This is a genomic window from Thermostichus sp. MS-CIW-15, assembly GCF_054060575.1.
This window is the reverse complement of sequence record NZ_JBSSDI010000010.1, coordinates 15,537-29,584: the sequence shown is the minus strand read 5'-3', so window position 1 is coordinate 29,584 and position 14,048 is coordinate 15,537. Positions and strand designations below refer to the sequence as shown.

13 protein-coding genes are annotated in these 14,048 nt (G+C 62.1%); 5 read left to right on the top strand and 8 right to left on the bottom strand.

All coding sequences use genetic code 11. From position 1 onward, the window contains the following. Positions 1-77 precede the first annotated feature (77 nt). Positions 78-971, bottom strand: coding sequence for a geranylgeranyl diphosphate synthase CrtE (crtE, locus tag ACVW0R_RS05285; RefSeq protein ID WP_011429285.1), 894 nt, complete (start codon positions 969-971; stop codon positions 78-80). A gap of 224 nt (positions 972-1,195) precedes the next feature. On the opposite strand from crtE, the gene hemE reads away from it, so the two are divergent. Both hemE and ACVW0R_RS05275 read left to right on the top strand, forming a co-directional pair. Next, positions 1,196-2,284: a uroporphyrinogen decarboxylase gene (gene hemE / locus ACVW0R_RS05280; protein WP_099812502.1), complete on the top strand. Its 1,089-nt coding sequence runs from the start codon at positions 1,196-1,198 to the stop codon at positions 2,282-2,284. A gap of 61 nt (positions 2,285-2,345) precedes the next feature. Continuing rightward, positions 2,346-3,329, top strand: coding sequence for a glycosyltransferase family 2 protein (locus ACVW0R_RS05275; RefSeq protein ID WP_457501768.1), 984 nt, complete (start codon positions 2,346-2,348; stop codon positions 3,327-3,329). Here the strand turns inward: ACVW0R_RS05275 and ACVW0R_RS05270 are convergent. After that, complete coding sequence (locus tag ACVW0R_RS05270; protein ID WP_099812504.1) at positions 3,284-4,141, bottom strand: inositol monophosphatase family protein; 858 nt, start codon at positions 4,139-4,141, stop codon at positions 3,284-3,286. The genes ACVW0R_RS05275 and ACVW0R_RS05270 overlap by 46 nt on opposite strands. A gap of 130 nt (positions 4,142-4,271) precedes the next feature. Between ACVW0R_RS05270 and ACVW0R_RS05265 the strand changes: the two genes are divergently transcribed. Beyond that, positions 4,272-6,224: a protein kinase domain-containing protein gene (locus ACVW0R_RS05265; protein ID WP_457501767.1), complete on the top strand. Its 1,953-nt coding sequence runs from the start codon at positions 4,272-4,274 to the stop codon at positions 6,222-6,224. A gap of 317 nt (positions 6,225-6,541) precedes the next feature. Further along, positions 6,542-7,180, top strand: a complete 639-nt coding sequence (locus ACVW0R_RS05260; protein ID WP_457392205.1) for a YIP1 family protein — start codon at positions 6,542-6,544, stop codon at positions 7,178-7,180. 38 nt (positions 7,181-7,218) lie between these two features. On the opposite strand, the gene ACVW0R_RS05255 is transcribed toward ACVW0R_RS05260, so the two are convergent. The 4 genes from ACVW0R_RS05255 to ACVW0R_RS05240 all read right to left on the bottom strand — a co-directional run bounded on the left by ACVW0R_RS05255 (position 7,219) and on the right by ACVW0R_RS05240 (position 10,182). Beyond that, positions 7,219-7,446 (bottom strand): indolepyruvate ferredoxin oxidoreductase subunit alpha, encoded by a 228-nt coding sequence (locus ACVW0R_RS05255; RefSeq protein WP_011429279.1) that lies wholly within the window; start codon positions 7,444-7,446, stop codon positions 7,219-7,221. Between the two features lie 287 nt (positions 7,447-7,733). Further along, positions 7,734-8,363, bottom strand: coding sequence for a rod shape-determining protein MreD (gene mreD, locus ACVW0R_RS05250; protein ID WP_099812506.1), 630 nt, complete (start codon positions 8,361-8,363; stop codon positions 7,734-7,736). Next, positions 8,350-9,093: a rod shape-determining protein MreC gene (mreC, locus tag ACVW0R_RS05245; protein WP_457501766.1), complete on the bottom strand. Its 744-nt coding sequence runs from the start codon at positions 9,091-9,093 to the stop codon at positions 8,350-8,352. Before mreC ends, mreD begins: the two co-directional genes overlap by 14 nt. 60 nt (positions 9,094-9,153) lie before the next feature. Further along, a complete protein-coding gene (locus ACVW0R_RS05240) occupies positions 9,154-10,182 on the bottom strand; it encodes a rod shape-determining protein (protein WP_011429276.1) in 1,029 nt (342 codons plus the stop codon). A 165-nt stretch (positions 10,183-10,347) separates the two neighbouring features. Between ACVW0R_RS05240 and ACVW0R_RS05235 the strand changes: the two genes are divergently transcribed. After that, positions 10,348-10,764: a VOC family protein gene (locus ACVW0R_RS05235; protein WP_071813547.1), complete on the top strand. Its 417-nt coding sequence runs from the start codon at positions 10,348-10,350 to the stop codon at positions 10,762-10,764. A gap of 362 nt (positions 10,765-11,126) precedes the next feature. Here ACVW0R_RS05235 and ACVW0R_RS05230 read toward each other — a convergent pair whose 3' ends face one another. Further along, entirely contained in the window at positions 11,127-11,876 is a 750-nt protein-coding gene (locus ACVW0R_RS05230) for an LmeA family phospholipid-binding protein (RefSeq protein WP_099812508.1), read from the bottom strand. Between the two features lie 81 nt (positions 11,877-11,957). Further along, positions 11,958-13,976, bottom strand: a complete 2,019-nt coding sequence (gene bchD, locus ACVW0R_RS05225; RefSeq protein ID WP_457501765.1) for a magnesium chelatase ATPase subunit D — start codon at positions 13,974-13,976, stop codon at positions 11,958-11,960. Positions 13,977-14,048: the final 72 nt, after the last annotated feature.

Genomic DNA, 14,048 nt, shown 5'->3' with positions numbered 1-14,048 from the left:
GCTCTCCGGCACCAGAACGCGACCAGGGTCTCCGACAGGGTGGACAGGGATCCCATCTACCTTCTTGTCCTCTTGTCTCAATGCTGGCGGCGGGTGATGAAATCGGCCAGAGCCAACAGGGGCTCGGCCTGGGATCCGTAGGGGCGCAACGCCTCCTTGGCCGATTGGATCAGTTCCTCAGCTTTCTGCCGGGAAGCCTCTAGGCCCAACAAGCTGGGGTAGGTGGCTTTGGCGGCAGCTTGATCCTTGCCTGCCGTTTTGCCCAGTTGCTCGCTGGTGGCAGTAACATCCAAAATGTCGTCCACGATCTGAAAAGCCAGGCCGATGTCCCGAGCGTAGTGGCTCAGCCGCGCCAGCAGCTCCTCATCGGCCCCTGCCAGGATCCCTCCCGAAACCACCGAGGCCTCCAGCAGAGCACCCGTCTTGTGGCTGTGGATGTACTCCAAAGTTTCTAGGGAAATGGCTTTGCCTTCGGACTCCAGATCCACCACCTGGCCCCCTACCAAGCCGGTTGCCGCCACAGCATGGCCAATGCGGGCAATGACTTGCAGCACCAACTGCGGCGGCACCCCCCGCGTTTGGCTGGCGATATGCTCAAAGGCATAGGCCAGCAGGGCATCTCCTGCCAAAATGGCGATATCCTCGCCGAATACCTTGTGATTGGTGGGCTTGCCGCGGCGAAAATCGTCGTTGTCCATCGCCGGCAGATCGTCGTGGATCAGCGACATGGTGTGGATCATCTCCAGGGCGCAGGCGGTGGGCATGGCCTGCTCCACAGAGCCGCCGGCCAACTCACAGGCCGCCAGACAGAGGATCGGCCTCAGGCGTTTCCCCCCCGCCAGCAGGCTGTAGCGCATCGCCTCGTAAATGCGCTCCGGATAGGCGGGAACCAATGCCGCAGAAAGCGCCTCTTCCACCTGTTGCTGGCGTTGGCTCAAGTAGGTGTCCAGGTTGAAGGTTTGGGCAACCAAGGGAGGGCTCCTCTCAACTCAGCAACGGCGGGAAGGGGTTCTACAACAGGCCTGCAAGCTGACATTATCTCATGTCCACTCTAGGTCGGGATCCGCCTTCCTCAGCCGGTGAAAGCAAGTTGCAACCCCTAAGGAAAGGGTCAAGAGGAAGGGCCGCGAGCTTGCGCTAGCCGTCCCCCCAATGTCAGGATGCATTGAGGATCTTGAACCGGCTTGGTCTTCCCATGTCCCACTCACCTGCTCAGCTCAGCGCTTCTCCTTCCTCCGTCGGCGATGGCGACCGTCTGCTGCGGGCGGCCCGCGGGGAAGTGGTAGATCGTCCCCCCGTTTGGATGATGCGCCAGGCGGGTCGCTACATGGCGGCCTACCGCGAGCTGCAGAGCAAATACACCTTCAAGCAGCGCTGCGAGATCCCGGAGCTGGCGATTGAGATCTCGCTGCAGCCGTTTCGCGCCTTTGCCCCCGACGGCGTCATTATGTTCAGCGACATCCTCACCCCCCTCGAGGGCATGGGGATCCCCTTTGAGTTGGTGGAGCAGCAGGGGCCGATCATCGACCCGCCGATCCGCTCCCAGGCCCAAGTTGAGCAAATCCGACTGCTAGAGCCGGAAGAAAGCCTGCCCTTTATCAAGACCATCCTCAGCACTCTGCGCCGCGAGGTGGAAGGGAAGGCGACGCTGCTGGGCTTTGTCGGCTCCCCTTGGACCTTGGCCTGCTACGCCGTGGAGGGCCGCAGCTCCAAAGATTATGCCCATATCAAGAGCCTGGCCTTCACTCAGCCGCAGGTGTTGCATCAGTTGCTGAGTAAGCTGGCGGATAGCATTGCCCGCTACGTGATCTACCAGATCGAGTGCGGCGCCCAGGTGGTGCAGCTCTTCGACACCTGGGCCGGCCAGCTCAGCCCCGGCGACTACGAAACCTGGGCTTTGCCCTACCAAAAGCAAATTGTGGATCAGGTGAAAGCTCGGTGCCCGCAGGTGCCGCTCATTCTCTACATCAACGGCAGCGCTGCTTTGTTGGAGCGGGTGGGCAAAGCTGGCATCGATGTGTTCAGCCTCGATTGGATGAGCGATATGGCCGAGGCCAGGGCCCGCCTGGGATCCCTGGCGGTGCAGGGCAATCTCGACCCGATGGTGTTGCTGGGATCCCCGGAATTCATCCGGCAGCGCACCCTGGAGGTGATTCAAAAGGCGGGATCTCGCGGCCACATCATGAACCTGGGCCACGGCGTGCACCACACCACTCCGGAGGCCAATGTCCATCACTTTTTCGAGACGGTGCGCCAGGCGGCAGAGCTGCTCAAAGCTCTCTAGCCGTATGGAAAAACCCCTTGACTTTAGGGGTAGGGTTTGCCTTACGAGCCAGGGATCCCCGGTGTACATCAGCGTCATCATCCCCACCTACAACCGCCGTCCCATCTTGCAGAAATGTCTGCAGGCCTTGGCGCAGCAGCAGCCTGGCCCCTACGACGGCTACGAGGTGGTGGTGGTGGACGACGGCTCCACCGATGGCACGCTGGAATGGCTGCAGAGCCAGCCGCCAGATTTGCCGCCGATCAGGCTTTTGTGCCAAGAACACCGCGGCCCTGCTGCCGCCCGCAACCTGGGGTTTCGCCACGCCCAGGGATCCATCATTGTCTTTATCGACAGCGACCTGGTGGTGGTGGAGCACTTTTTGGCCGCTCATGCCCGGATGCTGCGGCGACACGGGGTTACCGGCAATCCCGACTCGCCCCACGAGGCCAAGGTCTTCACCTACGGGCGGGTAATCAACACCTGCAATTTTCGGGATCCCTGCTCCGAGCCCTTCAAGCCCACCGATTTTTCGGCAGCCTTCTTTGCCACCGGCAACGTGGCCATTGCCCGCCATTGGCTGGAGCGGGCTTGTGAAACCCCTGCCGGCCCCTTTGACGAGCGGTTTCACCTCTACGGCTGGGAAGACCTGGAGCTAGGGGTGCGGCTAAAGCGCCTGGGCCTGCGCCTGGTCAAGTGCCCCCAAGCCACCGGCTACCATTGGCATCCGCCCTTCGAGCTGGCGCAAATCCCAGCCCTCATCGAGCGGGAGCGGCAGCGGGGCCGCATGGGCATCCTCTTTTACCAAAAGCACCCCACCTGGGCCGTGCGCCTGATGATCCAACTGACGCCTCTGCATCAATGCCTGTGGGGCCTTCTGTCGCTGGGGGGGTGGCTGAACGAGAAGCGCTTAGAGCCGCTGCTGCGCTGGTTGATCCGGCAGGGCCGCTCGCAGTTGGCCTTGGAGCTGTGTCGGGTTTTCTTCCTCAACTGGTACAACGTCCAGGCGGTTTACGAGAGCTACAGAGCGATGAAAGCCCGAAACACGGGGATCCACCTGTTCTGAGCGCTCACCAGCGTCGGATAGGTCAGCCGACCATAGTCCTTGCCGGGGAGCAAGGGCGTTCCGGGATCCGGGTCGGCAGGGCCAAGGGGTTCCCAAACGGCGCCGGCCCCCTTGACAATGGCCCACACCGCCGCCACATCCCAGATCTTGGGCGAGCGTTCTACCGCCCCCAAAAGGCTGCCGCCGGCCACCGCCAGCAGGTTGTAGGCAGCGCCGCCCAGCATGCGGGCTTTGCAGGGAAATTGCGGGCTAATCCAGTGGCTGCTGCGGGAGCAAAAATTAAACAGTTGGTTGGGTCCGGGTGGGGCGGTGCTGGGGCGAATGGGCTGAGGACGGACGGGATCCCGGTCGTGGCGGATGAGAAAAGCTCCTGCCGGCGCGTCGTCGGGAAACTGAGGCCAGTAGCCGTAGAAAGTCTGGCGGATGGGGGGCAGATGCACACAGCCAAACACAGGCACACCCCAGTGCAACAGCGCCAGCGAGCTGCCCCAGATGGGGATCCCGTGGGCAAAATTGGTGGTGCCATCCAGGGGATCCACCACCCAGCACCACTCTTTCTCCAGGAAAATGTGGTTGGACTCCTCGCTCAGGCAGCCGTGATCCGGGTAGGCCGCGGCAATTGCCTCCTGAAAGGCGCGATCCGCCCATTGGTCAGAAGCGGTCACCAAGCTGCCGTCCGCTTTTTCCGTAGAGGAGGCCTGGCCAAAGTCTGCCAAGAGCTGCGCTCCGACCTTTGCCGTGGCCTGCAGGGCAAACTCGGTAACCTCCAGCCAGAAGGGCGGGAGAGAAGCGGTTTCAGGAGAAGCACCCATGCCCCAATCCTAGCGGGATCCCTGACTTCTGGGGCGAAAAAGGGCGGATCCCTCACCCACAGGTCTTGCGCCCTCAAGCTGACTAGAATCATTTTAGGTAGACCCTCCCCTCGGCTGGCCCTCCTCCTCCATGAACCAGCGCCTAATTGGACAACTGATCGGCAACCGCTACCGACTGACCCACCACATCAGCGAGGGTGGCTACGGCAATGTGTTCGAGGCGGTGGATACCCAGTTGAATGACGAGCCGGTGGCCGTTAAGTTGTTGCGCCCGCCGCCGCCAGACATGGAGCCGGAGTATTACCAGCAACTGCAGCAGCGCTTCCTGGACGAGGCCAGGGTCAGCGCCCTGTTGGGCGAGCACCCCAACATTGTGCAGGTGCGCTCCTACGGTCTGTACCAAAACCAGCCCTACCTGGTGATGGAGTACCTGAAGGCCAAGCCTTACACGGGCCAGGGCTTGGACTATGTGTTGGCACGGGAAGGTCCCCTGCACCCAGAGCGGGTGGTGAACTTGGCTTTGCAAATTTGCTCGGCCCTGCACCACGCCCACAACTTTCACATGGATCTGGGCAAACACTCGATTCGAGGGGTCATCCACCGCGATATCAAGCCCAGCAACATCTTTGTGCAAAAAGGGCCCGATGGCAAAGAACGGGTCAAGCTCCTGGACTTTGGCATTTCCAAACTCATGGGGGAAACCTCTCGTGGCCTGACGCAAACCGGGTATTTTTTGGGCACGATGGTCTATGCCTCGCCGGAGCAGATGCGGGGAGAGAAGCTGGATGGCCGCTCCGACATCTATTCCCTGGGGGTGGTTTTGTACGAGCTGTTAACCGGTGCGTTGCCCTTCGAGCCAGAGACCGACACCCTGCAGGGCTGGTACCACGTCCACAACTTTCAAAAGCCCCGCCCTTTTCAAGACCATCCGCTGCCCCACCCCATCCCTGAGGCCCTAGAAAAGGTGGTGCTGCGTTGCTTGGAGAAAGACCCTGCCCTTCGCCCGGCCACCATGGAGGAGCTGGCCCAGCAGCTCCGAGCCGTCTATGGGGACAAGATCCCGCCTCCCCCTCAAAAGGCTCCTCTGCAGCGGGTCCCTGCCGGCTTTGGCCAGCAAGCCACCCAGCAGAGCCGAGCCGCCCCTGTTTCGGAAGCTGAGGAAGAAGAGCTGCAGCGGGCGGTGCGTTTGATCGAGGCAGGCGAATACAAAATGGCTGTCCACCTGCTTAACAAGCTGATCCAGAGTGCCCCCAACGAAGCCCGCTACTACCTATACCGCGGCCTGGCCCACCAGCGGCAGGGCCATTGGGGCCTTGCCCAGATGGACTATCAAGGAGTGCTGCGGCTGGAGCCGGGTAACCCCTCGGCAGAACAGGGGCTGCGCGAGGTCGAACAGCAGGTCGGCCAGGAACAGGTTAGCCCCCACCAGAAGCCCACCCTCCCCACCTCAGGCAAGCCCCGCCAGAGCAAAGGATTGGCCCTGGGCTGGCTCCTGGCCAATTGGGCGGCGGCTGGGATCGGCTATCTGGGGCTGGGGGCGGCAGCTCCCCTGCTGGCTGCTTTGGGTTCGCTCCAAGGAGCGGTGGCCGGGGCCGGCCTGGGCTTGGGGATGGGGCTACTCCAGTGGGCGGTATTGCGGCGGCAGGTCTCTTGGCGGTGGGTGGCGGCCACGCTGCTGGCCACGGCTTTGGGTTGGGTAGCAGCAGATACCCTGGAGGCGGGGATGGCAACCTTCGCTTTCGATCCCAGGGATCCCTGGCTGCAGAACGCCTTGCAGGCGATGGCCAGCCCGCTGCGTGGCTTGCTGGTGGGGCTTGGCGTCGGTGGATTGCAAGGGATCCTCCTGTCCCGGCATGGGAAAGTTGCCTGGGCCTGGGTCTTGGCGGCAGGGGTAGAAGGAGGAGGGGCAGCTCTGCTCATCCATTGGCTGTTGGCCGGCTCTGCCTTGAGCCGTTGGCTGCTGCTCCTTGCCGGGCTGCTGGCTCACACCCGTCCCCTCAGCGCCCTGGTGCTTGCTAACTTAAATTGGCGCCGCATCCCTGCCGTTCAAAATTGCCAACAGGCCAAACAACAGGCCGCCTAACCCCCATCCCACAACCACCTCAGCTCCCCTCAAAACTTGCCTGACGAGGGATCCCGTGCAGCCATTAAGAGCAAGAAGGCCCTCCAGCGAGAGCCTTCTTGAGGATCCTATTGCGCCGTTTTACCGTGGTTTTCGACCTGGAAAAGCCAGTGTAGGACATCGGGGATGACTATCGATAGTTTCCAAATCGAGTTTGGCTTACTGCTCTCACATCCACACCCGTCCTAATTGTCGAAGGGTATCGATCGCAAAAACGTAACGGCAGTCACCAACGCCTCAGAATCCTTAGCCCATCATACCGCATCTGCGGGCCGTGCTTGTCAAGTGCTCATCAGGGCTTTGCCAAGGACGGGATCGGCATTTGCTTGGCTTTGGAGGAGCCCTCTTGTCGTTGGGCTAGGATAGGAGAGCAGACCGACTTTTTGCCGGCCATGCTCGACTCTTTGTTGGATAACATTTACGGCGCTTGGTTTCTGCCGGAGCCCACCTTTCGCTCGCTGCGGCAACAGCCTGTTCTCTGGCAAGCTTTTGGGGTGGTGGCGCTGCTGAACATTCTCGAGGCTGTGCGTCGTTTCGGGGTAAACCTGCCGAGCATGGTGCTGGCGCTGCTGGCAGGCTTCCTGGGATGGGTAAGCCTGGCGGCCCTGCTGCAGGCGCTGGCCTTTTGTTTTGGGCGGGCTGCCCCTTCTTTTGCGTCGCTCCTCTGCCTGACGGGCTTTGCTGGCCTGCCCTGGCTGCTGCTGGGACCTGCCCAATCCTTGGGCGGAGTGGCCGGATCCCTGTTGGGGTTCGTGGCGCTGTTGTGGTTTGTGGTTTGGCAGGTGCGGGCGGCAGCGGTGGCGCTGGATCTGGAGTGGTGGCGCCTGGCGGGTCTGATCCCGTTGGCCTTCCTGGGCGGGCTCCTGTCCTTGAACTGGTTGACCAGCGCCGTTGTGGCTTTGGCTTCTCTGGGCTGAAAGGCAATTGCAAAATTGGGAAGAAGCAGCCCGCCGGGCTAGTTGGGCACTCGCTGCAGGTGCGGTTTTTCCTCCGGCAGGATCGCCCCTTCCACAGGGCAAACCTGAAGACAGATGCCACAGTCAATACAGGTGGCAAAGTCGATCCAGAAGTAGTCGGTGCCTTTGGCATTTTTGCCGTCCCCAGGGTGAATGCAGGCGACGGGGCAGGCCTCCACACAGTCGGCAACGCCTTCACAAATATCGGTGACGATGGTATGAGGCATGGATCCCTCTCCCTCAATCGAGTCAACCTCAACACCTTCCCATCCGCTTGGCCCAGAGTCTGTTGGCCCGTTGGCAGTGGGTGGCAGAGGGCTTTGTCATTTTAGGCGAAAACGGATCCCTCTGAGAGCGACCCCAAGCCCTCACCCCCCGTTCCTCTCCTAGGGAGAGAGGAAATGGGGCAAGGAACCGTTTTGCCGCCGTTGGGAGCAGTAGCTGTGCAACCGATGTCCCATCGCGCCCGGCAACGGCTGTGGGGAATGCAGATCACTGGCGGCAGAACCTGCAGCTAGGTCTCTCTCAAATCCCGCTCTTGAGATTGCCACCAACGGCTGAGGGGCCAATAGAGAGCGGGGGCCCACAGGCTGCTTAAAATGGCCGACGTGAGGGCATTGCGCTGATGGTTCCACCAGATGCTCTCCAGAGAACGGGGGCCATCGCCGCCAATGGCGCCGGCGGCGGGCGAGGAGTTTGCCAACCCATCCAACCAAGTTGCCATTTCCGCCGGCTCGAGGCCAGCGGATCCCTGAGAGGCCGTCAGCCACATCCATTGCAGCGCCATCAGCGTCTCGGCAATCACCACCATGCCGAAGACGATCAAAGCCACGGAGATGAAGTCCTCTTGCATGTAGCGCTGCTTCTGCAACTTGGCCGTGAGGATCCCGACCACCGCCAACCCCAGGGCATGGGTAGGATAAGGGTTGGTCAGGGCATCCTGCAGAAAACCCAATGTGATCCCGGCAACAGCCCCCTGCCAAGCCTTGCGCCGCACGCTCCAGCACACCACCCAGATCAGGGGCCAATCGGGGGTTAGGCCCGCCAGCTCCAAGCCCGGCCCCCGCCACCAAGGGGCCACCACCGCCAACAGCCCTGACAAGGCGGTGACCAGCCAATTGAGGCGAGACTTAAGGTTGAGCATAGCGGTAAATCAAGGCCCACTCCAAGAGGCCCAGGGACGCCGACAATTCGACTGTGGCTTGTGGGGCAGGGCTGGCATCCAGGTTGATGGCTCGAACCGTTCCCACCACAACCCCCGCCGGGTAGAAGCTGCTCAGGCCCGAAGTTACCACCACATCCCCCACTTCCACTTTGGGATCCTTATCGAAAAAATCCAAGATGGCGTTCTGGGTGCCGGTGCCCCGCAAGATGCCCATGTGCCGGCTGCGGCTGAGCATCACCCCGACACGGCTGGTGGGATCGCTAATAAGCAGCACGCGGCTGGTGTTGGGGGTTACCGCCTCAACCCGCCCGACCAATCCCCCCGGTGCCATAACCACATCTCCTACCCTGACCCCATGCTGGCTGCCGCGGCTGAGGGTGAGCTGTTGCCACCAGTGATCGGCGCTGCGGCCCACCACCGCCGCCGGGATCCTTGCTTGGGGCATTTGCTCGGTAAATTGCAGCAGGCGCTTCAGCTCGCGGTTTTGGTGCCGCAGCTCGGCCACCAGGGCCTGTAGCTCGCGGGTGGCGGCCTGGCTAAGTACGGCGTCAGGATCCACAGGTGGACGGATGGGTGCGGTGAGCCAACTGTACAGCTCCACCAGCAGGGATCCCTGGGTCTGGCGCAAAGCCCACGCCCCTCCTATCGCCGAAGCAGACAGGAGCAACCCCAAACCATAACGCATCCACCACTGGTGTAGCCGATTCAAGCAATACCTCTCTAACCCACTCGACTCACACCTCGAATCAGGGATTCAGAGGAAACTCCTCTAACCCTTGAAGCTGCCGCTCAACACTCGACCCAAGGTTTTGAAATCCTCCAAAACCCGCCCTGTACCGAGCACCACACAACTGAGGGGATCCGGGGCAATGTGAACCAGGATCCCGGTCTCATGGCTGATCAGGGCGTCTAGCCCCTTGAGCAACGCCCCCCCTCCCGCCAACATAATGCCGCGGTCGATGATGTCTGCCGCCAATTCCGGCGGCGTGCGCTCCAGGGTGCGCTTGATGGCCTCCACAATGACCGAGAGGGGCTCGGCCATGCTCTCACGGATCTCAGTGCTCTTCACCGTCACAGTGCGGGGCAAACCCGAAAGCAAATGCAGCCCCCGCACTTCCATGGTCATCTCCTCTTGAGTTGGGTAGGCAGAGCCGATTTGAATTTTAATCTCTTCGGCAGTGCGCTCCCCGATGGTGAGATTGTGAACTTTTTTCATGTACTGAATGATGGCCTCGCTCAGCTCGTCTCCTGCCACCCGCACCGACTCGCTGAGGACGATCCCTTGCAAGCTGAGGACGGCCACCTCGGTGGTGCCGCCGCCGATGTCGATGATCATGTTCCCGGTGGGCTCTTGCACCGGCAGCCCCGCGCCGATGGCTGCTGCCACCGGCTCATCCACCAAATACACCTCCCGCGAGCCGGCTTGCAGGGCCGCTTCCATCACTGCCCGTCGCTCTACGCCGGTCACCCCACTTGGGATCCCGATGACGATGCGCGGGGCGATCAAGTAACGACCTCCATGCACCCGCTGGATGAAGTGCTTCAGCATCATCTCCGCCGTGTCGAAGTCGGCGATCACCCCATCCCGCAGAGGACGCACAGCCACGATGTTGCCCGGGGTACGGCCCAACATTTTTTTGGCATCTTCCCCCACGGCCAGCGGTTGTTTGGTGTTTTGGTCGATGGCGACGACAGAGGGCTCCTGTAGGACAATGCCGCGGCCAGCCACATAGACTAGGGTGTTGGCCGTGCCCAGATCGATGCCCATGTCACGGGAAAATCGGCTGAATAGCCCCACGGTAGGTTGCTCCAGTTTTTATTCGTGAAGAAAGAGCAGCAAGTCTCGCTACCTACTATAGTCCAATCCTAGGAGAGGCGGGGATCCCTTTCCGAGTGGCGCAGTTAGGGCTGGCTATCAGCGGAAGTTCGGATTAGAATGAGTAGCTTCCTTTTTCCGGTTGCGATGCAGATTGCTGCAGCTTTGCTGAGCTTGGCCACCCCCAATTTGCCCCGTTTGTTGCACTTTTACCAGGCCCTCTTGGGGATCCCGCCCCAAGTCCAGCTCTCCAGGGAGGGAGAGCCAGTGTATGTGGAGTTTCGCCTGCCTGGCCTGCGACTGGGCCTCTACCGCAGTCTCCATCCAGAGTTTGCCGCCCAGGCGGGAGCAGCAAGTCTTTGCCTGCAGGTGCAGGATCTGGCGGCATGCCTGGGATCCCTGGCGGCGGTGTTGGCGGAGCACCAGATCTCCGTTTCGCCGCTGCGGCAGGCCTTTCACGGCCAGGAGGTGGACTTCCGGGATCCCGATGGCAATCGCATTGTGTTGCACCAACCTTCTGCGGCCTTCTGGCAGGCGATGACCTGGGAGGGGACTTGCAACTGAACCAAGACCCCTGAGGCTCAGGGGAGACTCTTTGGAACCTTTTCGAGCAAAAAAAGTTGTGGCAGGTGCTATGTCCCAGCCTGAATTCAAAGGGTCGTAGCCAGTTTGGGGGGACAGGCTTTTTCCCAATTGGGGCAAGAGGCCGGGGTGTTGGGAAAAGTCCCCCATCCCCTGTGGTTGAGAATAGTTAAAACTCGGAGGCTAGGTAGGGATGGCGGTGTCCCCGTTGAGGCTGAGCAGGTCATGAAAAAACCTCTGGGCGTCTGTCCGTGTTTCGACCCCAGAGGCTTCTTCTCTTCACTCCTCACCACCCCTGAGCGTACCCGCCTTCCAAAAGGTTGTCAAGCATTTTCCCAGGGGGGCTAGCGGGTGGGAAACCGCACCAGAGCAGCGCTGCCGTAGAGGATCATCTGGTGAGGCTGTAGGCACACCCGATCTACTCGCAGCTTGCTCCCTTGCAGGGCTAGCCGATCCAAATCCAGGAGCGCATTCAGGTGATCCACCAAGGCTCGGCTCAGGGCCCGCCCCTCCTCCGTGTCGCCCTCAAACAGCGGATCGGCAAGGCAAATGCGGCGACGTTCTAGCACCTCGATGCGAGCGGAAAAGCCCACCTGCAAGGGCTTTTCTCCCCCTGGCTGAACCTCGGCCTGCAATCGCAACCGCTGCTCTGGGGTGAGGTGAACCTCGACCTGATGAAATGAGAGCGGCTTGCCCCCCTGATCCACCTGAGCCAGCTTGTTCAGCACAAAAGGCGTGTTAAAGGATCGCGCCAGATCCGCTTCGCTCAGCACCACCCGCATCCTGGCCTGCACCGGCTGCCGCAGCTTAATCCGACCCTGCCAGATTTGGCTAAAGTCAATGGCTACAGCGTTGCAAAACAGCTCTAAAAGCGAAAGCCGCAGGCCGTTGTACATCTGCAGGTTCTGGCCCACCAGCTCAAAGCTGTCGATGCGTCCTTGCAACAGCTTGGCAATGGGCTCTGCCCGCACGCGCGCCTCCAGCCGCTCTGCCTGCTTGAAGAGAGCGCGAATGGCTGCGCTCACTCCCCGGCTGACCCAGTCAGTAAGCATGGGATGAGGCAAAGAGAGTTCTGGCAGGAGTCCTGTGACCATAGGGCAAGCTAAGAGCGCCTACAGGGATCATAACCAACCATTAAGAAAAGTTACAGCTCCTACCGAGGGAGAGCTGCTCTCTCAAGGGTATGGGCGTCCCTCTTGCATGGCCGAGCGGGCCACGGCTGCGATCCCCTGGTCGGTGGCGCGGGGCAGATGAAAGTACCGTCCGCCCGCCAGTTCCGCCAGCTCGGCGCTGAAACCGGTGGTTACAAAGCGGCTCTGCGAGTCGATGAGAAGCAGCTTCAATCCCAGGGCGCGGATGCGCAGGGCGATCTCCCGCAGCTCCTGCTTCAGGTCGATGGGATCGCTTTTGCTGCGTCCCAGGGAGCGGCTGAGGGGGATGTTGGCCCGGCCATCGGTGAGGGCTACCAGGAGCACCTCTCCCACGTCGCCGCTGGCGCGGGCGTTCACCCCCAGGCGCACCGCTTGGGTGAGGGCATGGGCCAGTGGGGATCCCCCGCCGCAGGGCAGGGATTCCAGGCGGCGGCGGGCCAGCTCGATGGAGCGGGTGGGGGGCAGCAGCACCTCGGCAGCCTCGCCGCGAAAGGCAATCAGGGCAACTTTGTCGCGGTTTTGGTAGGCCTCAGTGAGCAGGCGCAGGGCGGCGCCTTTGGCCGCCTGCATGCGGTTGAGGGCCATGGAGCCGGAGGCGTCTACCACGAAGATCACCAAGGCCCCTGCCTTGCGGGCCAGCTTCTTGGCGCGGATGTCGCCGGGCTCAACAATGACGGCCCGCCCCGGCTGCCGCTGGCGGCGGCTTTTCTGGTAGGGGGCAGCCGCCCGCAGAGTGGCGTCGACGGCGATGCGGGGATTGGCGCCCTGGGGCAGGATGGGCTTGACGTAGCGGCCCCGGTCGGCGCTGAACACCAGGCTGCGGGATCCCGTTTTCCCTTGTTGGTTGAGGGATTGGGCAAAGGCCAAGAGGCGCGGGTCGAGGGCCACTTGTTCGGGATCGAAGAAAAACTCCTGGGGCAGGCTGGGATTTTCCGGCTGGGGCTCCGTCTCTTCTCTGTCTTCCCCCTCCTTGTCGGGCTCTGGCGGCTGGGGATCCGACTGTTGCGATTGGGGTGGCGGCGGGGGTTGGTCGGGATCGTAGCGGGCGCGGGGCAGCAGCACCAGTTGCACTGCCTGTTGCAGATCCTCGGCCACCAGGCGATCCCGTCCCTCCAGGGCGGCCAGGGCACAGGCGGCCCGCAGGGCAAACTGCTCCCCTCGATGGCCTTGGACGTTGCCGCGGATGGCCTCTTGCACCAGGTAGAGGATCTGTTCCCGCTTGGGCTTGACCTGGGGCAGCCACTCCCGCGCCAGGAGAATGCGGGTGCGGATTTCCTCCAGTTCCGCTTGGTGTTCCGCCAGAAAGGACTCGGGAGCGTCGACAAATTGCGTTGCCCGCTGGACAATTTCCCTGCGCTCTTCCAGGCTCAGCTCCTGCCCCACCGGCACCACCAGCGCCAGGCGATCCAGCAGGTGGGGGCGCAGGGATCCCTCTTCGGGGTTGTAGGTGGCCACCAAGAGAGGCCGGCAGGGGTGTTGCAGGCTCAGCCCTTCCCGCTCCAGGCGGTTGACCCCATCTCCCACCACCGTCAGCAGCAGGTTGACGATGGCGTCGTCCAAGAGGTGGATGTCATCCACGTAGAGCACGCCGCGGTGGGCGGCAGCCAAGAGCCCCGGCTGAAAAACCGTTTCCCCCTGCCTCACCGAGGCCTCCACATCCACGGATCCCAAGAGCCGATCCTCGGTCACCCCCAAAGGCACTTGGACAAAGGGAGGGGCTATCACCTGGGTGGGGGGTGTCGTTCCCTGGGGGTAGCGGGCCTTGGCCCAGTCCGACCAGGTCTCGGGCCGCGCCGGGTCGTCGTTGCAATAGGAGCCGGCAATCACCTCGATGGGGGGCAGCAGGGCGTGGATCCCTCGGGCCAAGACCGACTTGGCCGTGCCGCGCGGCCCCACCAGCACCACTCCTCCCAAGCTGGGATCCACCGCCGCCAACAGGAGAGCCAGCTTGGCGGTTTGCTGGCCGACCACGGCGGTAAGAGGGAAAGTGCGGGGAGGGGCTAGAGCTGCCGATCCTGAGGTTGAGGAGTAGAACGTGGCCATCGGCACGATAGGGGCTCGAGGTAGGGAGACATGCACTCAAGTCTATCGCTTGTAGGAGTTTCCCGGAGCCTT

Coding starts and splice junctions, on each gene's coding strand:
- hemE (WP_099812502.1), top strand. CDS start 1,196: ATGTCCCACTCACCTGCTCAGCTCAGCGCTTCTCCTTCCTCCGTCGGC.
- ACVW0R_RS05270 (WP_099812504.1), bottom strand. CDS start 4,141: ATGGGTGCTTCTCCTGAAACCGCTTCTCTCCCGCCCTTCTGGCTGGAG.
- ACVW0R_RS05265 (WP_457501767.1), top strand. CDS start 4,272: ATGAACCAGCGCCTAATTGGACAACTGATCGGCAACCGCTACCGACTG.
- ACVW0R_RS05255 (WP_011429279.1), bottom strand. CDS start 7,446: ATGCCTCATACCATCGTCACCGATATTTGTGAAGGCGTTGCCGACTGT.
- mreD (WP_099812506.1), bottom strand. CDS start 8,363: ATGCTCAACCTTAAGTCTCGCCTCAATTGGCTGGTCACCGCCTTGTCA.
- ACVW0R_RS05235 (WP_071813547.1), top strand. CDS start 10,348: ATGCAGATTGCTGCAGCTTTGCTGAGCTTGGCCACCCCCAATTTGCCC.
- ACVW0R_RS05230 (WP_099812508.1), bottom strand. CDS start 11,876: ATGGTCACAGGACTCCTGCCAGAACTCTCTTTGCCTCATCCCATGCTT.
- bchD (WP_457501765.1), bottom strand. CDS start 13,976: ATGGCCACGTTCTACTCCTCAACCTCAGGATCGGCAGCTCTAGCCCCT.